The organism is Aeromonas sp. R7-5 (assembly GCF_040908015.1).
Taxonomy (GTDB): domain Bacteria; phylum Pseudomonadota; class Gammaproteobacteria; order Enterobacterales; family Aeromonadaceae; genus Aeromonas; species Aeromonas caviae.
On the sequence record NZ_JBFOCZ010000028.1, the window covers coordinates 15,645 to 35,933 of the forward strand.

Here is a 20,289-nt window from a genome sequence, read left to right on the forward strand (position 1 = left end):
TGCAACAAGGGCTACCCGCGGGTAGCCCTTGTTCGTTTCTGCCCATCAGGGGAGGGGATTAGCGCTGCTGCCTGGCGGCAATGGCCTGAGCCACCAGGGGGTCGACGAACTGGTGGATGTCACCTCCGTGCAGCGCCACCTCCTTCACCAGGGTGGAGGAGATGAAGGAGTTCTCCTCCGCCGGGGTGAGGAAGACGCTCTCCAGGGTGGGCATCAGGCGACGGTTCATGTTGGCGAGCTGGAACTCGTATTCGAAGTCGGAGACGGCGCGCAGGCCGCGGATCAGCACGTTGGCCTGCTGCTCCCTGGCAAAATCCACCAGCAGGCCGGAGAAGCCCACCACCTTGACGTTGGGCAGGTGAGCCGTCACCTGTCGGGCTAGCTGAACGCGCTCCTCGAGATCGAACAGCGGCCGTTTGCTCGGGCTGTTGGCCACCCCGACCACCACCTTGTCGAACAGTCTGGCGGCGCGGCCAATGAGATCGGTATGGCCGTTGGTGATGGGATCGAAGGTGCCGGGATAGATTACCTTGTTGGTCATGCTGCTGATTCCTGAAACCGGAAAACTGGTCGCATTATAGGGGCTGTTGCCGGTTTGTCGCGACCGGGATGGTGCGGATTTCTGGCGCTGATCGGCGGCCGGGGTCGCACAAATCGGGGCCCCGTGGCGTCTTCGCTTGAGAATCGCCCTGCATCAGGCAAGAATACCCGCATCGCGCATCAAGCCTCCTTCGCTGGTGACAGGGAGCATAGGGATTTTTTATGAAACGTATTCTGGTAGTCCGCAATGACAAGATTGGTGACTTCATGCTGGCGTGGCCGAGCTTTGCCATGCTCAAGCGCTCCATGGAGTGTCATGTGACTGCCCTGGTTCCCGCCTACACGGCGCCCTTGGCCCGCCTCTGCCCCTGGATCGACGAGATCATCCTGGATCCGGGTGCCCGGGCCGACAAGGAGCAGCAACGCGCCCTGCTGGCGCGTATCAAGGCGGCCGCCTTCGATGCCTCCATCTGCCTCTTCTCCAACACCCGCAATGCCAAGCTGGTGTGGAAGGCGCATATTCCCTACCGGCTGGCCCCGGCCACCAAGCTGGCCCAGGTGCTCTACAACCAGCGCCTGGTGCAGCGCCGCTCCCGCTCCCAGAAGCCGGAGTACGAATACAACCTGGATCTGGTGCGCCGCTTCCTCGCCGATCAGCATCAGACCGTGGTGGAGCCACAGGGCCCCTACCTCGGCTTCGACCCCGAGAGCCTGCTGCAGGTGCGCGAGCAGGTCGCCGCCCGTCTCAGGCTCGACGCCAGCCGCCCCTGGCTGATGGTGCATGCGGGCAGCGGTGGCTCGGCCAACAACCTCTCCATCGAGCAGTACTCGCGCCTCATCATCAAGCTCAACCAGGCCTGTCCCGAGTTGCAGTGCGTGCTGACGGCAGGGCCGGGGGAGGAGGGGAAGGCGGAGCAGTTGGCGGCCGAACTGCTGGCCCATGGGGGCAACGGCTGGATCTATCGCTCCGACGAGGGGCTGCCGAAGTTCTGCCAGGTGATGGCCAACGCCGCCCTGTTCGTGGCGGGCAGCACGGGGCCCCTGCACATCGCCGCGGCCATGGACGTGCCGACCGTCGGCTTCTTCCCGGCACACCGTTCGGCGACGCCGCTGCGCTGGCGGCCGCTCAACGGCGAGGGGCGCCATCTGCCCTTCAGCCCGCCGGAAGACAGCGACCACCCGGAGGACATGAGCCAGCTCGATCCCAAGGCCATGGCGGCAGAGATCGCCCGCTGGGCGCCGCCCTTCTGGCGCGCCGAGCGCTGAGAGCGCACACAGAACATACAGACAGGGCCCCGCGGGGCCCTGTCTTGTATGGGGATGAGCCCTGCTGGCAGACCGGCCTACCGGGCGTGGCTCCCGACAGCCCCTTGATGGGCCTGCCCAGGCTCCGGGCAGGGGAATCCTGTCGGTATAAGCCGGAGTCGGGTCATGTTGCCAATATTCATGCATTCGGCTTATAGCGGCCAGTTTTCGTCCGTGGCGCCCAGGTTTGCGCCGTGAGCGGCCCCGCGAGGGCTGCGCCCGCTCCATGGCAATGGGGTTTGCCCCTTGTTCCGCTGGAACAAGGGGTGAGTGATTAATGCGATGTTTGAGGCACGATGCCCTATTTCGGCTGCTGGGGCTGCTGTCGAACCCAGAGATCGGCGTATTTGACGAAGGTGGAGTGGGCGGAGAGGATGGCCAGCAGCAGGCCCTGCTTGCCGTCGAGGAAACCGGCCTTGAGCAGGTACATCTTGAGGAAGCAGCCGACGGCGTGGACCAGCCCCTGGCCGAGGGATCCCTTCTTGCCGCGGGCGGTGCGCTGATCGGCCCAGGCGCGGGCGTAGCCGGCGGATTTGACCAGGTAGTGTTCCAGATCCCGGTAGGTGTAGTGAAGGAGGTCGCCCTGCAGATTGACGATCTTCATGTTGGCGCGCACCTCCACCTTCTCGTGTACCAGCGCCTCGTTGTAGCCGGTCAGCGCCTTGGGGTAGAGGCGCAGCACCCGATCCGGGTACCAGCCGCTGTGGCGGATGAAGCGACCGAACACCCAGGAGAGGCGCGGGATGGAGTAGATGGTGTCGCTGGCCGGGTTGGCCATGACCCCCTGGATGGCTTCCCTGAGTTCGGGGGTGAGCCGCTCGTCCGCGTCCAGCCACAGCACCCACTCCGACTGGACATGGGACTGGGCGAGGCGGCGCTGACGGCCGAAACCGGGCCAGGTGGTGTTGACGAAGAAGCGGGCGCCAAATTCGGCGGCGATGGCCGGGGTGTCATCCTGACTGCCGGAGTCCAGGATGACGATTTCATCCGCCAGGCCTTCGAGGGAGGCGAGGCAGGCACGGAGGTTGTCGGCTTCGTTCTTGACGATCAGGACGGCCGCCAGGGTCGGTTTTTTCACAGGCAAGGGACTCTTGTTGGTGCCCGGCGGGCGGGTCATGCTCGGATTGGCGCCCATTCTAGCCTAAAACCCCGCGCGGGGCATGACCCGAGGGCCCGGTGGGCCTGCTTTTGAATGCGGGGGAAGGGGGATCTCTGCTACCCGGCAGTCGGTGGCCCAGGGCACGCCGTGTCCGGGTCGAAGAGGGCCTCAGGAGGGATGCGCGGGGGAGCAGATCCTGCCAGGTAGGCGTTTTGCGGGAGCAGACGGGTATCTTCTGTTATTTCTTCGGCCTTTCTTGGGGCATAATCTCGCCCAGTAATGATCAACAGCCGGGCCAGTCCCGAGAGAAGACGCGCGATGAAGATATTGGTGATCGGCCCCTCCTGGGTCGGCGACATGGTGATGTCCCAGAGCCTCTACAAGGCGCTCAAGAGCAACCACCCGGGCAGCGAGCTCCATGTGATGGCGCCGGCCTGGTGCGTGGCGCTGCTGGAGCGCATGCCCGAGGTGGACAAGGCCATCCCCATGCCGCTTGGCCACGGTGACTTCAAGCTGGGGGCACGCCGCCGCCTTGGCAAGCAGTTGGCCGCCGAGCAGTACGATCAGGCCATCATCCAGCCCAACTCCATGAAGTCGGCCCTCATCCCCTGGTTTGCCAGGATCCCGGTGCGCACCGGCTGGAAGGGGGAGCACCGCTTCGGTCTGCTCAACGACATGCGCAGCAACAAGCAGGCCTTCCCGCTGATGGTGGAAGGCTATGTGGCTCTGGCCTACCCCAAGGGGCAGATGAAGAGTCGGGACGACATTCCCGCTATTCCCCATCCCTCCCTGCACGTGGATCTCATCAACCAGGGCAAGGCGCTGGAGCGGCTCGGCCTGAATCGTGCCCGCCCTGTGCTGGTACTCTGTCCGGGGGCCGAGTTCGGCCCGGCCAAACGTTGGCCGGAAGGGCACTACGCGGTGGTGGCGCAAAAGCACCTCGACGAGGGATGGCAGGTGTGGATCTTCGGTTCGGGCAAGGACGTGGACGTGGCCAACACCATCCGCGATCGGATCAACCCCCTGTCGCGCCCCAACTGCCACGTGCTGGCGGGCAAGACCAGCCTGCACGAGGCGCTCGATCTGATGGCGCTGGCCGGTCGGGTCATCGCCAACGACTCGGGCCTGATGCACGTGGCGGCCGCCCTCAACCGGCCGCTGATCGGCGTCTACGGCTCCACCTCGCCCCTCTATACCCCACCGCTGGCGGACAGGGTCGAGATCGTCCACACCGACATCGAGTGCCGCCCCTGCTTCAAGCGCACCTGCAAGTTCGGCCACCTCAAGTGCCTGATCGAACTGATGCCGGAACAGGTCATCGAGGCGGGAAATCGGCTGGAGCGTGGGGAAACGGCAGATCTGACCATAGTGCGGCAGCCGGTGGAATCCTCTGCTGCTGAACCAGGTAATAGCTAGCATGATCTACCGGTTGCTCTACAACCTGCTGATCCACCTGGGGTTGCCCCTGGCGCTGCTGGCGCTCTACAAGCCCAAAAAAGGCAAGCCCGGCTTCGGGGCGCGCTGGGCCGAGCATCTGGGACGATTGCCGCCGACCGGGCAGGAGGCTCCCCTCTGGATCCATGCGGTGAGCGTGGGGGAGACCCTGGCCATCACCCCCTTCATCCGCGCCCTGAAGGCCGAGCGCCCCGAGCTGCCCATCCTGCTCACCACCACCACCCGCACCGGCGCCGAACAGGCGGCCAAGCTCGGGGAGCTGGTGGTGCACCGCTATGCGCCTCTCGACTATCCCTGGGCCGTCTCGGCGTTTCTGAGCACCGTCAAGCCCCGCGCCCTCTGGGTGATGGAGACAGAGCTGTGGCCGAACTGGCTGGCGGCCTGCGAGGTACGGCACCTGCCAGTGACCATCCTTAATGCCCGCCTCTCGGAGCGATCCTGTCAGCGCTATGGTCGCTTCCAGGGTGCCTTCGATGCCCTGAGCCGCCCGCTGACCCACCTGCTGTGCCAGCATCAGGACGATGCGGATCGCTTCCATCGGCTGGGCATAGCGCGCAACCGGCTGGCGGTGACCGGCTCCATCAAGTTCGACATCCAGTTTGGCGACGAGGTACAGGCCAGGGGCCGTGCCCTGCGCCAGCAACTGGGGGAGGCACGACCTGTCTGGATCGCCGCCAGTACCCACCAGGGGGAAGACGAGCAGGTGCTGGCCGCCTTCGATCGGGTGCTCAAGGCCCACCCCTCCGCCCTGCTGATCCTGGTGCCGCGCCATCCCGAGCGTTTCGATCGGGTGGCCGAGCTGTGCGCCCCCTACGGTTGCGTGCGGCGTACGGCGGGCAGTGCGGTCGGCGAGAGCGACAAGGTTTACCTGGGTGACACCATGGGCGAGCTGCCACTGATGCTGGCGGCGGCGGATCTCGCCTTTGTCGGTGGCAGCCTGGTGCCCGTGGGCGGTCACAACCTGCTGGAACCGGCGGCGCTTGGCAAACCCTGCCTGACCGGCCCCGTCTATTTCAACTTCAGCGACATCACCCGCCAGCTGGTGGCCCAGGGGGGCGCCGCCGTGGTGACGGATGCCGAGGCGCTCGGCCACCGGGTGAGCACCCTGCTCGGCGATGCCCCTGCCCGCCGCGAGATGGGGGAGCAGGCCCGCGCCGTGGTGCTGCGCAATCAGGGGGCGCTGGCGCGCACCCTCTCCCATTGCCTCGCCAGCCTGGAAAGTGACGACTGAGGCGGGGCGGCGTGGTGGCCGCCCCGCCAGCATGTCTGCCAAACCCCGGGAGACAATCCGCGCCTCTTTCCTTTATGCTCTGCCCTTTGCCCCTGACCCTGTGATGCTCCGATGAACCGCGCTCCCCTGCTGTTGATGATACTGGTCACCCTGCTGGCCGCCGCTGGCTGGCTCTTCTCGAAAGAGGCGATTCGCGAACTGCCCACCGCCGCCTTTATCGGCAGCCGCTTCCTGCTGGCCGCCCTGCTGCTGTTGCCGCTCGCCTGGTTGCGCGAGCCGCCCCCCAGTGGCTCACAGCTGCTGCGCGCCGCCGGGTGCGGCACCTTGCTCGGGGCCAGCCTGCTGTTCTGGGTTACCGCCATCAGCCAGAGCGATGCCCTCGGCAGCGGCGCCTTCATCATGAGCGTGGCCACCCTGATGGCGCCGCTCGCCGCCTGGGCCGCCTTCAAGGCCAGACCCGGCCGCCACTACTGGCTCACCCTGCCCGTCGCCGTGGCTGGCCTGCTGCTGCTCTCCAGCAGCACCCACTGGGGTGTGTCGCTCTCCCTGTTCTGGTTTCTGGCGGCGGCCGCCACCCTGGGGGTCCAGCTCGCGGTGCACCGCCACTTCGCCCAGTCCATCCCCCCCACCTGGCTCACCTGCATCCAGTTGGCGGTGACCGGACTGCTCGGCACCCTGCTCTCCCTGCTGACCGAGCAGTGGCCTGCCAGCATCGGTACTGGCATCTGGGGCTGGTTTGCGGCCAGCGTCCTGATCGCCACCACATTGCGCTACTGGCTGCTCACCCACGCCCTGAGCCGGATGACCACGGCCCACGCCGCCCTGCTGATGCTGCTCGAGCCGGTCTGGACCCTGATCTTAAGCACCTTCTTCTATGACGAGCCGCTGGGCCCCGCCAAGCTGGCCGGCGGCGGCCTGGTGCTGGGCGCCCTGGTGCTCTACCAGCTCCCCCTGCTGCTGCGCAGCCGAAGGCTGAAGTCACCGGTCTAGCCTGCACGGGCGGGGGATGGATCGAAAAGAAGGAGAGGGTCTGCATGGCAGACCCTCTTTGCGTGATGGCACATGTCGGGCTCCCTTTGCTAGGGGTTGCCATCAGTCAGGCGGCTGAGCGCTGCGGGAAACGAGCATAAAAAAGCCCCCGGGTGGCGGGGGCTGGTGCATCGATGAGGGAGATCACTCGATTTGCGTGATGGCACATGTCGGGCTCCCTTTGCTAGGGGTTACCATCAGTCAGGTGGCTGAGCGCTGCGGGAAACGAGCATAAAAAAGCCCCCGGGTGGCGGGGGCTGGTGCATCGATGAGGGAGATCACTCGATGTTCTGGATCTGCTCGCGCATCTGCTCGATGAGGACCTTCAGCTCGACGGCGGACTGGGTCACCTCGGCGTTGATCGACTTGGAGCCCAGCGTGTTCGACTCGCGGTTGAACTCTTGCATCATGAAGTCGAGACGACGGCCGCAGGCGCCACCCTTCTTCATGATCTTGTTGGTTTCGCTGATGTGCATCTCCAGGCGATCCAGCTCTTCGGCCACGTCGATCTTCTGGGCCAGCAGCACGATCTCCTGCTCGATGCGGGCCGGATCCAGCTCCACCTTGGCCTCGGCCAGCCGGTCGGTGAGCTTCTGGCGCTGCCACTCGATGATCTGCGGCAGGTGCTCGCGCACCTTCTTCACTTCCACCTGGATGCCGGCTAGACGCTGTTCGATCAGCGCCTTGAGGTTGGCCCCTTCGCTGGCGCGGGAGGCGAGGAAGTCTTCCATGGTCAGGTCGAAGCCTGCCATCAGCTCGGTAGCGACCACGTCCATGTCCTGCTCGGCGGCAGCCATGACCCCCGGCCAGCGCAGCACGTCCACCGGATTGAGCTGACCTTGGCCCGCCTCTTTCATCACCCAGTTGGCGCTCTCGATGATGAGTTTGGCCAGCTCTTCATTGATGTGCAGCTGGCTGGCGGCGGCCTGGGCGGCCTCGAAGCGCAGGTTGCACTCCACCTTGCCGCGCTGCAGCTTGGCCCGGAAGCGCTCACGCAGAACCGGCTCCAGGCTGCGCAGTTGTTCCGGCAGGCGAATGTAGGTCTCCAGATAGCGCTGGTTGACCGAACGAATTTCCCAAACGGCTGTGCCCCAGTCGCCCTTGAGTTCCTTGCGGGCGTAGGCGGTCATGCTGTGAATCATTGATTGTTCCGGGCTTGATGAAGTGTGCGGCCAGTATACTCAGCCAGGCCTGCTCCGTCAGCCGACGAGGTGGTTTTAGCGGCTGATATTTGAGTAGCGATCGCTTATACTCCTGCGCCAATTCAGCCAGCCCAGAGGTCAGTCCCATGTCCCGTCCCAGCGATCGCAGCGCAGCCCAGGTGCGTCCGGTAACCATCACCCGCCACTTCACCAAGCATGCTGAAGGGTCCGTGCTGGTGGAATTCGGCCACACCCGCGTGCTCTGCACCGCCAGCGTCGACACCAGCGTGCCGCGCTTCCTCAAAGGCAAGGGGCAGGGCTGGGTCACTGCCGAGTACGGCATGCTGCCGCGCTCCACCCACTCCCGGATGAACCGCGAGGCGGCTGCCGGCAAGCAGAGCGGCCGCACCTTGGAGATCTCCCGTCTGATCGCCCGCTCCCTGCGCGCGGCGGTAGACTTGAGTGCCCTGGGCGAGCACTCCATTACCGTTGACTGCGACGTACTGCAGGCCGACGGTGGCACCCGCACCGCCGCCATTACCGGTGCCTGTGTGGCGCTGGTCGATGCGCTGAACTGGATGGTCGAGAAAGGCATGCTCAAACAGAGCCCGCTCAAGCAGATGATCGCGGCCGTCTCCGTCGGTATGTTCGAAGGGGAGGCCATCTGCGATCTGGAGTACATCGAAGACTCCGCCGCCGAGACTGACATGAACGTGGTGATGACCGAAGATGGTCGCATCATCGAGGTGCAGGGCACCGCGGAGGCCGAACCCTTCACCCACGAGGAGCTGCTGGCCATGCTGGCCCTCGCCAAGGGCGGTATTGCCGACATTATTGCGCTGCAGAAGCAGTCACTTGCATGATTTTAAAAACGCGGCATTGACCGCGTTTTTTTATACCCCCACACCAGTAAACGACAAGCCAAGCAAGGAGCCAGAATGAAAGCCTACCAGCGTCAATTTATCGAGTTCGCCCTAGAGAAACAGGTCCTCAAATTCGGTGAATTTACCCTGAAATCCGGTCGTAAAAGCCCCTACTTCTTCAACGCCGGCCTGTTCAACAGCGGCCGCGATCTGGCCCGTCTCGGCCGCTTCTATGCCGCCGCCCTGATGGATGCCGGCATCGAGTTCGACGTGCTGTTTGGCCCGGCCTACAAGGGGATCCCCATCGCCTCCGCCACCGCCGTGCAGCTGGTGGAGCAGCACGACGTGGACGTGCCCTGGTGCTTCAACCGCAAGGAGGCCAAGGATCATGGCGAGGGTGGCAATCTGGTGGGCAGCCCGCTCAAGGGGCGCATCATGCTGGTGGACGATGTCATCACTGCCGGCACCGCCATCCGCGAATCCATGGATCTGATCCAGGCCAACGGCGCCTCGCTGGCGGGCGTGCTGATCGCGCTGGACCGTCAGGAGAAGGGCAAGGGCGAGCTCTCCGCCATTCAGGAGGTGGAGTGTGACTACGGCGCTCACATCATCGCGATCATCCAGATGAGCGACTTGATCCAGTATCTGGAAGAGAAGCAGGCCGAACAGCCGGAGCTGGCCGAGCAGCTGGCGGCCATGAAGGCCTATCGCGCCCAGTACGGTATCTGAGTCGCCGCGTATACCGCGCAATAGTTGAAGGCGGCGCCCGTTTGTTCTCTGGCAGCAAACGGGCGCCGTTTTTTCATCTGCAAAAAGTGGATCATGTGGCTTGAGCTTACCCTTACAGTAAAGGTTAGGGTTTGCCAGTCGGCGTTTTGTGGTGCCGACGGGTTCCTGGGAGGAACAACATGACCACTCATCTTCAATCACCCATTCATCTGCAGTTGCCGCTCAGCGGTATGAGCTGCGCCAACTGCGCCGGCCGCATCACGACCGCCCTCAACAAGCTCGACGGGGTATCGGCCACCGTCAACTTCGCGCTGGAGCAGGCGGCCATCGAGCTGACCAGCCCCGACCGTCTGCCGGCGGTACTGGAGAGCATCAAGGCGCAGGGTTATGACTACGGCAGTGAGACCATATTGTTTCAAATCACCGGCATGACCTGTGCCGGTTGCTCGGCCCGCCTGAACAAGATGCTGGCGGCGCTGCCCGGCGTCATCTCCGCCGACGTCAACTTCTCCATCGAGCAGGCTCGTATCGTGCTGGTCCCCGGGATGCAGACGCCCGCGGCCCTGCGCGAGCAGATCGAGGCCCTCGGCTTTGGCGCCCAACTGGCGCAGGGCTCGGCCAGCGGTCGCCGCCAGCAGTTGCTGGAGCGGGAAGCGCAGGAGGCCGCCAGCGCCCGTCAGGCGCAAACCCGGGTCATCGTCTCGGCTTTGCTTACCCTGCCGCTGTTGGTGGGTATGTTCTCAATGGCCGGTCTGCTGCCCTGGCATCTGCCCGCCTGGCTGGAGCTGCTGCTCGCCACCCCGGTACAGTTCTGGATCGGGGCCCGCTTCTATCGCGGCGCCTGGCTCGCCATCAAGAACCGCTCCGCCAATATGGATGTGCTGGTGGCGACCGGTACCAGCGCGGCCTACTTCTACAGCCTCTATCTGCTGCTCAACCTGGGGATGGCCGCCAGTGGCCAGCTCTACTTCGAGGCGAGTGCCATCATCATTACCCTGATTTCGTTGGGAAAACTGCTGGAAGCGCGAGCCAGACGCAGTACCCAGTCCGCCATTCGCGAACTGATGTCGCTGCGGCCGGAAACCGCCACCGTCTGGCGCGGCGAGCGCTGGCAGAGCGTCGCCATCGACGAGGTGCTGCGCGGCGACAGGCTGCGGGTGCTGGTGGGTGAGCGGGTGCCGGTGGATGGCAGAATCGTGAGCGGTGAGAGTGAGCTGGACGAGTCGATCCTCACCGGCGAGAGCCTGCCGGTGCCGCGCGGTGATGGCGACAAGGTGCTGGGCGGCGCCATCAACCGCTCCGGCGTGCTGGAAATTGAAGCCACTACGGTGGGGGAGGACTCCAGCCTCAGCAAGATCATCGCCCTGGTGGAGAGTGCCCAGATGGGCAAGGCGCCGCTGCAACAGCTGGTGGACAAGGTCTCCGCCGTGTTCGTGCCGGTGGTGATGGCCATCGCCCTGTTCACCCTGCTGGTGTGGTACGCCATCAGCAACGACTTCGGTCAGGCGCTGCTGGCGGCGGTGGCCGTGCTGGTGATCGCCTGTCCCTGTGCGCTGGGGCTGGCAACGCCGGCGGCCATCGTCACCGGTACCGGGGTGGCGGCGCGCCACGGCATTCTGATCAAGGATGTCGATACCCTACAGAAGGCCCACGCCATCAAGGCGTTGATCTTCGACAAGACCGGCACCCTGACCCAGGGCCGGCCGGTACTGGCGAGCTGGAGCGGCAACGACGAGCAGCTGCGTCTGGCCGCCGCCCTGCAGCAGGCGAGCGAACACCCGCTGGCGCTGGCCATGCGCGAGGCTGTCGACAAAGAGGCCGTGCTGCCCCAGCCGGAGGCGGTGGAGGTGCGGGTCGGTGCCGGTATTGTCGGTCAGGTCGCCGGTCATAGGGTCGCCATCGGCAATGGCTCTTTGCTGGCCCAGCTCGGCATTGAGGTGCCCGCGCAGGATAAGCAGCCTACCGACGGCGCGACCCGGGTCTGGGTGGCCATCGACGGCGTGGTAGCGGGCATTGCGGCGCTGGCCGATACCCTGCGCCCCGAGAGCCCGGATGCCATCGCCACCCTGCGCCAGCGCGGCATCGCCAGCTGGCTGGTGAGCGGAGATGCGCCGGCGCCGGTGGCCCATATCGCCGCCAAGCTGGGGCTGGACGGGGCCTTCGACTCCGTGCTGCCGGCCGGCAAGGTGGAAAAAGTCGAAGCGCTGCGGGCGCAAACCAGCGGGCTGGTCGCCATGGTGGGGGACGGGGTGAACGACGCCCCGGCGCTGGCGGCGGCGGATGTGGGGATCGCCATGGGCTCCGGCTCCGACGTGGCGATGGAGACCGCCTCCATCACCCTCATGCGGTCTGATCCGCGGCTGGTGGCCGATGCCATCGACATCTCGGCGGCCACCTGGCGCACCATCCAGCAGAATCTGTTCTGGGCCTTCGTGTTCAACATCATCGGTATTCCGCTGGCGGCACTGGGTTACCTCAGCCCCGAGCTGGCGGGGGCGGCCATGGCCTTGAGCAGTATCACCGTCTTGAGCAATTCCCTGTTATTGAAGCGCTGGCAGCCCCGGGCGGGCAGCCTGCGTGCATCTGAATCCCAAAGGAGTCATTCATGAACATCAGCAAGGTCGCCAAGGCCACCGGCCTGACCGCCAAGACCATCCGCTACTACGAGAGCATCGGCCTCATCTCGTCGCCAGTGCGCAGCGACAACGGGTATCGCAGTTATACGGATGCCTCCCTGCGGGAGCTGCGCTTCGTCAAGCGTGCGCGGGAGACCGGCTTCAATCTGGAGGAGTGTCAGGAGCTGCTGGCGCTCTATCGGGACGAGCACAGAACCAGTGCCCAGGTGAAGAAGCTGGCCCAGGAGAAAATCGTCGATCTGCGCTCCCGCATCGCCGGTTTGCAAGCCATGCTCAGCGCCCTCGAGGAGGTGGTGAGCTGCTGTCACGGAGATGCGAATCCCCAGTGCCCCATCCTCGACGAGTTGGAGAAAGGGTGAGGGAGGGCTGCGCCATTTGACCCTGCAGAAAAGGGTCTGCCAGGGCCTGTGAGGGAGAGGACGCGCTGAGTGGCAGCTTAATAGCGGTCGATTGATTGTTGAGCAGGAAAGGGGAGTGTTAAACTGTGCGGCTCTTGTACAGGGAGTACCCAGTTGACACAGAGTGTGAAATATCAGGTGCGGCGGGCCATCATGGTCCAGCTCTATACCCATGCCTCCTTCAGCCTGCCTTGCCTGGGGCTGCTGGCGATCAGCTGGAGCCTGCTGTTCCACGATTACCTGCCGGCCAGCGAGTCGCTGGGCTGGCTCGGTCTGGTCCTGCTGCTGTTGCTGGGGCGCTGGTGGCATCTGCGCTGGCGCCAGCCCAGGCTGGCGGAGCTTCCGCTGCCGGTGCTCGAGCGCGAGCTCTTTGTCGGGGTGACCATCACCTCCATCGTCTGGGCACTGGGCGTGCTGCTCTATATGGACAAGCTGCCCGACACCTATCGTGCCGCCATGATGATGCTCTCCAGCCTGATCCTGACCGGCAGCGCCATCATGCTGTTCGGCAGCCGCCGTACCCTCTATGGGGCCGTGCTGCCCCTCGGGTTTGCCATGTTGTTCGAGCTCAGTGGCGGCAACACCCAGGAGCGTATCGTCTCCTGCATGCTGGCGGGGTATCTGTTCGTCTTTCTGCCGACCCTGCTGCGGCGCCTGCGGCGGGATCAGGTGGCCTCTCTCTACCACAGTTTTTCCAATGCGGATCTGGTGGCCGAGCTGAAGGCGGTCTCCGAGCACCTCAAGCTCACGTCCCGCCTCGACGGTCTGACCGGCATCGCCAACCGGGCCCATCTCGACGACTCCCTGGCGCGCGCCTGGCGTCGCTGCCACCGTGCCAGGGCGCCTCTCTCTCTGGTGCTGGTGGATGTGGACTACTTCAAGCAGTTCAATGATCACTATGGTCATCAGGTGGGGGACCAGTGCCTGCAACAGGTGGCGAGCCTGCTGGCCGAAGTGCTGCGGCGGGAAGACGATCTCGCTGCCCGTTACGGCGGAGAGGAGTTCGCCCTGCTGCTGCCCTGCACCACCTTGCAGGGGGCCATGCAGATCGCCGAGCAGGTGCGTACCTCGTTGCGAGCCCTCGGCATTCCCCACCACAAATCCCGGGTCTCGGGGCGGGTCAGTTGCAGCTTCGGGGTGGCGACCCTGGTGCCGGATCAGCATCACTCCATTGCCGAGCTTATCCAGAAAGCGGATGCGGCGCTCTATCAGGCCAAGCATAATGGCCGGGATCGTATCGAAGTAGCCTTGATGGGTAAGGTTGCCTGAGTTTCACAAGACAGATTAAAGAGGTCGTCTATGCAATGTCATCGTATCGAAGAGCTGCTGGAACTGCTGCAGCCTGCCTGGATCAAGGAGCAGGATCTCAGCCTGGTGCAGTTTGTTGCCAAACTGGCCGAGGAGGCGGGATTTGACGGTCCCCTGTCCGCACTGACCGACGACATGCTGATCTACCACCTCAAGATGCGGGAATCCGACAAGCAGGCGATGATCCCGGGGCTGGCCAAGGATCACGTGCCCGACTTCAAGGAAGCCCTGCTCAAGGCCCGCGGCATCAAGTAATCCGGGCGTCACATCGCCATCAGAGAAAGGTTTCAAGAGAATCTGTGAAAAGGCGCATAGTCAACTGGCTATGGGCCTTTTTTGTTGCCTGAAATTGCGACGGGACTCGAACTATAGATACATTTAACCCACACAATTAGCAGGTTGTTTAAGATATAATCGCTTTCATAACAATATGAGTGGAGCGATGTGTTGCAATGGCCGACAAGGACAAGATCGACATCAAGGATGTGACCGGTGACGTCACCGGGACTTTCAATCCCAACACCTTCAAGGCGGGAGATGACAGGTTCAACCCCGGCAACCGCATCTATGTCCGCTCCCAGACCGGCTACTGGCAGCGGGTGCGCAAGGCCATGGGCTGGTTCTTCGTCGCGCTCTTTGTCCTCCTGCCCTGGCTGCGTTATGACGGCCGTCAGGCGGTGCTGTTCGATCTGGAGCACCAGCAGTTCCATATCTTCGGTGCCACCATCTGGCCGCAGGATCTCACCCTGCTTGCCTGGGTCTTCATGATCGCGGCCTTCGCACTCTTCTTTGTGACCACCTTCCTGGGCCGGGTCTGGTGCGGCTACCTCTGTCCCCAGACGGTGTGGACCTTCCTGTTCATCTGGTTCGAGGAGAAGCTGGAAGGGGCCGCCAACAAGCGTCGCAAGCTGGATGCGGCGCCCTGGAGCGGCGAGAAGCTGGCCCGGAAGGGCGCCAAGCACCTGGCCTGGATCCTGCTGTCGCTGGGCACGGGGCTGACCTTCGTCGCCTACTTCCAGGATGTCTTCCACCTGGTGCCCGATTTCTTCACCCTGCAGGCGGGAGGCTGGGTCATCTTCTGGGTGCTGTTCTTTGCCGCCTGCACCTATGGCAACGCTGGCTGGATGCGCGCCATCATGTGTATCCACATGTGCCCTTATGCCCGCTTCCAGTCCGCCATGTTCGACAAGGACACCTACATCGTCGGCTATGACAGCCAGCGTGGCGAGACCCGCGGCGCCCGTGGTCGCAAGGCCGATCCCAAGGCCCTGGGGCTAGGGGACTGCATCGACTGCGACCTCTGCGTGCAGGTCTGCCCGACCGGTATCGACATCCGTGACGGTCTGCAGTACGAGTGCATCAACTGCGGCGCCTGTGTCGACGCCTGCGATCAGACTATGGAGCGGATGGGGTATCCGAAAGGGCTCATCAGTTACACCACCGAGCACAAGCTGGCCCACAGTGAAACCCAGGTGGCGCGGCCCAAGCTGATTGGCTATGGCCTGGTGATGGTCGTCATGCTGGGGGTCTTCGTCTATAACGCCATGTCCATCATGCCCATGGGGCTCGACATCCTGCGGGATCGCAACCAGCTGTTCCGGGAAAACAGCGAGGGGCTCATCGAGAACACCTATACCCTGAAGATCCTCAACAAGACCCTGAACTCCCAGACCTACCGGCTGGACGTGGAAGGGCTGCCGGAGTACCAGTGGTTCGGACCCCGCGAGGTGACCCTGAAGGCGGGCGAGATCTATACCCTGCCGGTGAGTCTGGCGGTGGATCCCTTCAACCTGAAGCGCCCCACTCTGGACGTCCAGTTCGTGCTCAAGCGGGAAGGCGCGGCGCCGGACGACAGCAAGGGGACCTTGCGCCAACCGAGCAAGTTTATCAGCAGGTTGTGACGGCAAGGCGCACCGCCATGCACGGCAACGGCAGACAGTGGTGATAGAATGGGGTGCAACAGCGCCCCTTTTCTATGGTGGATGACATGCGTTTCAACTATTCCGACCTCAATCCCGATCTCATCATGGATGCCATCGATCTCAGCGGCTTGCGCATCGACTCCGGCCTTATCGAGCTCAACAGTTACGAGAACCGCGTCTATCAGTTCCAGGATGAGGATCGCCGTCGCTACGTGGTGAAGTTCTACCGCCCCGGTCGCTGGAGCCGGGCCCAGATCCTGGAAGAGCACGCGTTTGCCGCTCACCTCTGTGAAACTGAGATCCCGGTCGCCGCTCCCATTGCCTTTGCCGGCGAGACCCTGCTGGAGCATCAGGGCTACCCGTTTGCCATCTGGCAGAGCGTCGGGGGGCGTCAGTTCGAGGTGGACAACCTGGACCAGCTGGAGTGGGTGGGGCGTTACCTCGGTCGCATCCACAGCGTCGGTGCCAGCCATGCCTTTCATCACCGGGTTCCGCTGGATGTGGAAAGCATGCTGCACGAGCCGCGTCAGTTGCTGGCGGCAGGCGAGTGGTTGCCGAGCGGGCTGGCCAAGTCCTTCTTCGGGGTGCTGGACGAGCTGATCCGGTACGTATGCGACGCCATGACCCTGGATGTGGCGCGCATCTCCCTGCATGGGGACTGCCACCCGGGCAACATCCTGTGGCGTGACGGCCCCCTGTTTGTCGATCTCGACGATTGCCGCACAGGCCCTGCCATCCAGGATCTCTGGATGATGCTGAACGGGGAGCGTCATGAGCAGCAGATCCAGCTCGATACCCTGCTGGCGGGGTATGAGGAGTTCATGGAGTTCGACCCGCGGGAGCTGGCGCTCATCGAGCCGCTGCGTGCCATGCGCATCGTCCACTACATGGCCTGGCTGGCAAGACGCTGGGAAGATCCCGCCTTCCCCCGCCACTTCTCCTGGTTCAACACCGAACACTACTGGCGCCAGCAGATTGCGACCCTGCATGATCAGCTCGAGGCATTGAAGGCCCCGCCGCTCAGCCTGATGCCGCAGTGGTAGGGGCGTGAACCCGGCAGATCGCCACACCACGGGGCGTCCGCTGGTGGTGTTGCCCGTACCATTACCACAGCGGCAAGGTGCCCGTGGGAGGCGGGATGGCGGTCCCGCCTGTCTGCCTTTGCCATTGACGGCACGAGGGTGAGGCAATAGGCTTGGACTGCTTCGGTTCGCCGGGCGTGCCTCACAGTGATCCCTTAACAGGAAACGTCATGAAAAAAGTACTATTTTTCCTCGCTGCCATGCTGATGATCCCCATGGTTCACGCCGCCCCGCAATTCAAGGAAGGTGTCAACTATGACGTGGTCAGCCAGACCGGCAGCGCCCAGCCGGAAGTGATGGAGTTCTTCTCCTATTTCTGCCCGCACTGCGCCAAGTTCGAGCCGATTGCTGAGGATCTGAAGAAGAGCCTGCCGGAAGGCGTGCCGATGAAGAAGAACCCGGTGGCCTTCCTGGGCCGTGAAATGGGCCCCGAGATGCAGCGTGCCTACGCCGTCGCCAATCTGCTGAACGTGGAAGGCAAGCTGACCCCGGCCATCTTCGACAAGATCCACACCCAGCGCCAGATCCCCCAGAGCCGCGCCGACGTGAAGCAGGTCTTCGTGGACAATGGCGTGCCGGCCGAGGAGTTCGACGGTGCCGTCGACAGCTTCGCCGTCTCCGGCATGGTCTCCCAGTTCGATCGCAACACCGAGAGCTACAATGTGCGCGGTGTGCCGGCCTTCCTGGTCAACGGCAAATACATGGTGAAGATTGAATCCATCACTTCCCAGGAGCAGTTCAACCAGCTGGTGAAATTCCTGCTGGCCAAGAAGGACTGATCATTCCTGAGTCGATACAAAAGCCCGCCGGTGTAAACCGGCGGGCTTTTTGTTTGGCATCTCGCGGGCCTGACTCAGACACCGACGTGGAAGGCCTGCTTGAGGTTGCGAATGAAGTCCGCATCCCGGCAGAGGGTCTTGCCCGGGCTGTCGGAGATCTTGGCGACCGGGCCGCCGTTGCACTCCATCAGCTTGAACACGATGTTCATCGGGCTGACGCCGGGCAGATCGCAGGTGAGCTTGGTGCCGATGCCGAAGCTGGTGTTGATGCGGCCGCGGAAGTGGCGCAGCAGCTCGACGGCCTTGTCGAGGTTGAGGCCGTCGGAGAAGACCAGCGTCTTCTCGGCAGGATCGATGCCGAGCCGCTGATAGTGGCTGATGGCCTTCTCGCCCCACACCACGGGATCACCGGAGTCGTGGCGCAGCCCCTGGTAGCGGCTCGCCAGCTCGAAGTCGAAGTCACGCAGGAAGGCATCCATGGTGATGCAGTCGGTGAGCGCGATACCGAGGTGGTTGGTGAATTCGTCCAGCCAGCTGGTGAGGGCGGCGCGCTGGCTGAGCTCCAGCGGGAAGCCGAGCTGCTGGTGGGCCTGGAACCACTCGTGGGCCTGGGTGCCCACCGCGGGCAACCGGTACTTCTGGGCCAGCAGGTAGTTGCTGGTGCCGCGAAACGCCGGCAGCCGCTCCTTGAGGCGACCCACCACGGCGTCTTGTACCGCGAGGGAGAATCGGCGACGGGTGCCGAAGTCGATGAGGTTGAACTCGCTCATCTCCTCCCGGCTCAGCTCCCGTTCCAGCCTGTCGATCTTCTGATCGAGCCGCTCCAGTGCCTGGCTGACGCCGAACTGGGGATAGCGGAAGCGGTTGCGCATCTCGCTGATGATGGCGAGCACCGGGATCTCCCACAGGATCACGTCCTGCCAGGGGCCTTCGACCCGCACATTGATGCGGCCATCCTGCTCGAACACCTTGAGCAGGGAGGCATCCAGCGGCTTGCGGCGCAGGTGGTCCAGGTAGTCGGGCGTGAAGAAGGGGCGTTCGGCCAGGAAGTCGAGTTCGGACCGGGTCAGGCGCAGGGAGCCGGCGAGGCGCAGTTGTTCCTCGATCTGGCCCATCATGGGCAGCAGATCTTCTTCGTTGCGGCTGTGGAACTCGGCGACGACGTCGGCATCCGGATAGCGATGGAACACCGCCTGCTGCATGTGCAGCTTGTAGGCATCGGTGTCGAGCAGGCTGTGGAGGATGGGAGGCATATCAGGCTCCTGTGATGAGTGCTGCGCGGGCAACGCACTCTGGCTGCATCTGTGACGGGTGGGCGCCGGTGTCGGGTGGGCAGTGGAAAATGGAAGGCATGTCAGGCATCCAGCAGGCGTTGAATGTCGGCCAGGGTCTGGGCCAGCTCGGCGCCGGCCTCGATCATCCGGGTGCGGGCCTGGTCGATTGTCTCGGGGGCGATGCCGCGGCAGGCGTCGAGGTGGACGATGACCCGGAAACCGGCGCGACGCAGTTGCAGCACGCTGGTCTTGACGCAATAGTCGGTGGCGAGGCCGCCGACCAGCACGGTAGTGACGCCGCGGGCTTGCAGAAACTCGATAAGCCCGGTGCTGCGCCGCTCCGCCAGGTCGTGATAGCAGGCGCCATAGGGATGCAGGTCCGGCTCGACCCCCTTCCAGACGAAGAAATCGTAGTCGATGGGGGCGGGCAGGCCGTCGAGCAGCTCGAACCCAGGTGTGCCGGGCACGCAGTGGGCCGGCCAGGTGAGATCGGCATTCGCCAGTGCAAGGGGCTGCAACATGGCGCCGGGTTCGGTCACCACCCAGGGGGCGTTCGCAGGGTGGGCATCCTTGCTGCCGACTCGCAGGGTGGCGAGGGCAGCCTGGGCATTGAGCGCCGCCACTATGGTATCCCCGCCAGCGACGGGCAGCTCGTTCGGGCAGAGGGGGGTGAATCCCTTCTGCGCATCAATATCCAGGCTGGCGATGATTCCCATGGATGGCTCCTTCACATAATATTCTTGTGATATTATCTACCAAACATTATTAGAAGGCGAGCAGGTCGACCAGGATGCCGAGAATGAGTCTGGATATGGTGGTGCTGCGGTTGCGCGAGGAGCAGCTCGAACTGCTTCTCGAGACCCGGGATCGCCCCCCCTTTGCCCACTGCTGGCAGTTGCCGGCCCTGCGCATCGACGAGACCCGGGATCGGGATCTGGACGCGGCTCGCCATCGCCTGCTGGCAGAGTGGGGGCTGGAGCACTGCTACAGCGAGCAGGTCTGTACCCTCGGCAACCTGGAGCGGGATCCCCGCGGCTGGTCCACCACCCTGGTCTATCTCTGTCTGGCGGATCCCGATGGGGGGGCGGTGCGCGGTCACTGGCATCCTCTGGATGATCTGCCCGGCCTGCAACTCGCCTTCGATCACGGCAAGCTGGTCGCCATGGGGCTGGAGCGGCTGCGCATCAAGAGCCGTTACAGCACCCTGCCGCTGCATCTGCTGGGGGCAGAATTCACCCTCTCCGAGGTGCAGCGGGCGTTCGAGATCGTCCTGCAGACCCCCATGAACACGGCCGCATTTCGCAAGCGGCTCCACCGTGCCGACATCCTGGTGGACACAGGGCGCAAGCGCACCGGCAAGCAACGTCCCGCCATCCTCTATCGGCTGGAGACCCCCTGTTGCGTCATGTTCGATCAGGTGATGCACGGTGCGGAAGCATAAGCCGATGTCTGCGAAAGCCGGATTGTCACCCCATAGCGGGTCTGGTGCACTGGCAC

At 64.0% G+C, this 20,289-nt stretch carries 19 protein-coding genes; 14 read left to right on the forward strand and 5 right to left on the reverse strand.

Annotated elements, in window-relative coordinates:
• Nucleotides 1–58: 58 nt before the first annotated feature.
• Nucleotides 59–541: a pantetheine-phosphate adenylyltransferase gene (gene coaD, locus AB5Y53_RS11805; RefSeq protein WP_368182100.1), complete on the reverse strand. Its 483-nt coding sequence runs from the start codon at nucleotides 539–541 to the stop codon at nucleotides 59–61.
• Between the two features lie 221 nt (nucleotides 542–762).
• Here coaD and AB5Y53_RS11810 point away from each other — a divergent pair, with 221 nt between their 5' ends.
• Complete coding sequence (locus AB5Y53_RS11810) at nucleotides 763–1,806, forward strand: glycosyltransferase family 9 protein (protein ID WP_010676109.1); 1,044 nt, start codon at nucleotides 763–765, stop codon at nucleotides 1,804–1,806.
• 340 nt (nucleotides 1,807–2,146) lie between these two features.
• Here the strand turns inward: AB5Y53_RS11810 and AB5Y53_RS11815 are convergent, their stop codons facing one another.
• Entirely contained in the window at nucleotides 2,147–2,923 is a 777-nt protein-coding gene (locus AB5Y53_RS11815) for a glycosyltransferase family 2 protein (protein WP_010676108.1), read from the reverse strand.
• 339 nt (nucleotides 2,924–3,262) lie between these two features.
• Between AB5Y53_RS11815 and waaF the strand changes: the two genes are divergently transcribed.
• From waaF to AB5Y53_RS11830, 3 genes are all read left to right on the forward strand, one after another.
• Nucleotides 3,263–4,360: a lipopolysaccharide heptosyltransferase II gene (gene waaF, locus AB5Y53_RS11820; RefSeq protein ID WP_368182101.1), complete on the forward strand. Its 1,098-nt coding sequence runs from the start codon at nucleotides 3,263–3,265 to the stop codon at nucleotides 4,358–4,360.
• A gap of 1 nt (nucleotide 4,361) precedes the next feature.
• Nucleotides 4,362–5,630: a lipid IV(A) 3-deoxy-D-manno-octulosonic acid transferase gene (waaA, locus tag AB5Y53_RS11825; RefSeq protein ID WP_368182103.1), complete on the forward strand. Its 1,269-nt coding sequence runs from the start codon at nucleotides 4,362–4,364 to the stop codon at nucleotides 5,628–5,630.
• A gap of 111 nt (nucleotides 5,631–5,741) precedes the next feature.
• Complete coding sequence (locus tag AB5Y53_RS11830; RefSeq protein WP_368182104.1) at nucleotides 5,742–6,620, forward strand: DMT family transporter; 879 nt, start codon at nucleotides 5,742–5,744, stop codon at nucleotides 6,618–6,620.
• 317 nt (nucleotides 6,621–6,937) lie between these two features.
• Here AB5Y53_RS11830 and AB5Y53_RS11835 read toward each other — a convergent pair whose 3' ends face one another.
• Nucleotides 6,938–7,801, reverse strand: coding sequence for a YicC/YloC family endoribonuclease (locus tag AB5Y53_RS11835; RefSeq protein ID WP_010676104.1), 864 nt, complete (start codon nucleotides 7,799–7,801; stop codon nucleotides 6,938–6,940).
• A 146-nt stretch (nucleotides 7,802–7,947) separates the two neighbouring features.
• Here AB5Y53_RS11835 and rph point away from each other — a divergent pair, with 146 nt between their 5' ends.
• The 9 genes from rph (at nucleotide 7,948) to AB5Y53_RS11880 (ending at nucleotide 17,518) form a co-directional block, all read left to right on the forward strand.
• Entirely contained in the window at nucleotides 7,948–8,664 is a 717-nt protein-coding gene (gene rph, locus AB5Y53_RS11840; RefSeq protein WP_368182106.1) for a ribonuclease PH, read from the forward strand.
• A 75-nt stretch (nucleotides 8,665–8,739) separates the two neighbouring features.
• Entirely contained in the window at nucleotides 8,740–9,393 is a 654-nt protein-coding gene (pyrE, locus tag AB5Y53_RS11845) for an orotate phosphoribosyltransferase (RefSeq protein ID WP_368182107.1), read from the forward strand.
• 179 nt (nucleotides 9,394–9,572) lie between these two features.
• Nucleotides 9,573–12,002: a heavy metal translocating P-type ATPase gene (locus AB5Y53_RS11850; protein ID WP_368182109.1), complete on the forward strand. Its 2,430-nt coding sequence runs from the start codon at nucleotides 9,573–9,575 to the stop codon at nucleotides 12,000–12,002.
• On the forward strand, nucleotides 11,999–12,388 hold the full coding sequence (gene cueR / locus AB5Y53_RS11855) for a Cu(I)-responsive transcriptional regulator (RefSeq protein WP_010676100.1): 390 nt from the start codon (nucleotides 11,999–12,001) through the stop codon (nucleotides 12,386–12,388). The genes AB5Y53_RS11850 and cueR overlap by 4 nt, the downstream gene beginning before the upstream one ends.
• Before the next feature lie 153 nt (nucleotides 12,389–12,541).
• Nucleotides 12,542–13,696 carry a diguanylate cyclase gene (locus AB5Y53_RS11860; protein WP_039039690.1) on the forward strand — a complete coding sequence of 385 codons (1,155 nt, stop codon included), beginning with the start codon at nucleotides 12,542–12,544 and terminating at the stop codon, nucleotides 13,694–13,696.
• Nucleotides 13,697–13,726: 30 nt separating this feature from the next.
• The gene (locus tag AB5Y53_RS11865; protein ID WP_010676098.1) at nucleotides 13,727–13,990 is read left to right on the forward strand and encodes a YihD family protein; all 264 of its coding nucleotides are present in this window, start codon (nucleotides 13,727–13,729) and stop codon (nucleotides 13,988–13,990) included.
• 197 nt (nucleotides 13,991–14,187) lie between these two features.
• A complete protein-coding gene (gene ccoG / locus AB5Y53_RS11870) occupies nucleotides 14,188–15,636 on the forward strand; it encodes a cytochrome c oxidase accessory protein CcoG (protein ID WP_010676097.1) in 1,449 nt (482 codons plus the stop codon).
• A 74-nt stretch (nucleotides 15,637–15,710) separates the two neighbouring features.
• The gene (locus AB5Y53_RS11875; protein ID WP_368182197.1) at nucleotides 15,711–16,700 is read left to right on the forward strand and encodes a serine/threonine protein kinase; all 990 of its coding nucleotides are present in this window, start codon (nucleotides 15,711–15,713) and stop codon (nucleotides 16,698–16,700) included.
• 209 nt (nucleotides 16,701–16,909) lie between these two features.
• Nucleotides 16,910–17,518, forward strand: coding sequence for a thiol:disulfide interchange protein DsbA/DsbL (locus AB5Y53_RS11880; RefSeq protein ID WP_010676095.1), 609 nt, complete (start codon nucleotides 16,910–16,912; stop codon nucleotides 17,516–17,518).
• Between the two features lie 74 nt (nucleotides 17,519–17,592).
• Here AB5Y53_RS11880 and pncB read toward each other — a convergent pair whose 3' ends face one another.
• Nucleotides 17,593–18,771: a nicotinate phosphoribosyltransferase gene (gene pncB / locus AB5Y53_RS11885; RefSeq protein WP_201970049.1), complete on the reverse strand. Its 1,179-nt coding sequence runs from the start codon at nucleotides 18,769–18,771 to the stop codon at nucleotides 17,593–17,595.
• Between the two features lie 101 nt (nucleotides 18,772–18,872).
• Nucleotides 18,873–19,508: a nicotinamidase gene (locus AB5Y53_RS11890; protein WP_045522729.1), complete on the reverse strand. Its 636-nt coding sequence runs from the start codon at nucleotides 19,506–19,508 to the stop codon at nucleotides 18,873–18,875.
• A gap of 74 nt (nucleotides 19,509–19,582) precedes the next feature.
• Between AB5Y53_RS11890 and AB5Y53_RS11895 the strand changes: the two genes are divergently transcribed.
• Nucleotides 19,583–20,233 (forward strand): DNA mismatch repair protein MutT, encoded by a 651-nt coding sequence (locus tag AB5Y53_RS11895; protein ID WP_368182110.1) that lies wholly within the window; start codon nucleotides 19,583–19,585, stop codon nucleotides 20,231–20,233.
• Nucleotides 20,234–20,289 lie beyond the last annotated feature (56 nt).

Excerpts from the sequence above, each read along its gene's own strand:
- coaD (WP_368182100.1), bottom strand. The coding sequence starts at position 541 with ATGACCAACAAGGTAATCTATCCCGGCACCTTCGATCCCATCACCAAC.
- AB5Y53_RS11810 (WP_010676109.1), top strand. The coding sequence starts at position 763 with ATGAAACGTATTCTGGTAGTCCGCAATGACAAGATTGGTGACTTCATG.
- waaF (WP_368182101.1), top strand. The coding sequence starts at position 3,263 with ATGAAGATATTGGTGATCGGCCCCTCCTGGGTCGGCGACATGGTGATG.
- waaA (WP_368182103.1), top strand. The coding sequence starts at position 4,362 with ATGATCTACCGGTTGCTCTACAACCTGCTGATCCACCTGGGGTTGCCC.
- AB5Y53_RS11830 (WP_368182104.1), top strand. The coding sequence starts at position 5,742 with ATGAACCGCGCTCCCCTGCTGTTGATGATACTGGTCACCCTGCTGGCC.
- AB5Y53_RS11835 (WP_010676104.1), bottom strand. The coding sequence starts at position 7,801 with ATGATTCACAGCATGACCGCCTACGCCCGCAAGGAACTCAAGGGCGAC.
- rph (WP_368182106.1), top strand. The coding sequence starts at position 7,948 with ATGTCCCGTCCCAGCGATCGCAGCGCAGCCCAGGTGCGTCCGGTAACC.
- pyrE (WP_368182107.1), top strand. The coding sequence starts at position 8,740 with ATGAAAGCCTACCAGCGTCAATTTATCGAGTTCGCCCTAGAGAAACAG.
- AB5Y53_RS11850 (WP_368182109.1), top strand. The coding sequence starts at position 9,573 with ATGACCACTCATCTTCAATCACCCATTCATCTGCAGTTGCCGCTCAGC.
- cueR (WP_010676100.1), top strand. The coding sequence starts at position 11,999 with ATGAACATCAGCAAGGTCGCCAAGGCCACCGGCCTGACCGCCAAGACC.
- AB5Y53_RS11865 (WP_010676098.1), top strand. The coding sequence starts at position 13,727 with ATGCAATGTCATCGTATCGAAGAGCTGCTGGAACTGCTGCAGCCTGCC.
- ccoG (WP_010676097.1), top strand. The coding sequence starts at position 14,188 with ATGGCCGACAAGGACAAGATCGACATCAAGGATGTGACCGGTGACGTC.
- AB5Y53_RS11875 (WP_368182197.1), top strand. The coding sequence starts at position 15,711 with ATGGTGGATGACATGCGTTTCAACTATTCCGACCTCAATCCCGATCTC.
- AB5Y53_RS11880 (WP_010676095.1), top strand. The coding sequence starts at position 16,910 with ATGAAAAAAGTACTATTTTTCCTCGCTGCCATGCTGATGATCCCCATG.
- pncB (WP_201970049.1), bottom strand. The coding sequence starts at position 18,771 with ATGCCTCCCATCCTCCACAGCCTGCTCGACACCGATGCCTACAAGCTG.
- AB5Y53_RS11890 (WP_045522729.1), bottom strand. The coding sequence starts at position 19,508 with ATGGGAATCATCGCCAGCCTGGATATTGATGCGCAGAAGGGATTCACC.
- AB5Y53_RS11895 (WP_368182110.1), top strand. The coding sequence starts at position 19,583 with ATGCCGAGAATGAGTCTGGATATGGTGGTGCTGCGGTTGCGCGAGGAG.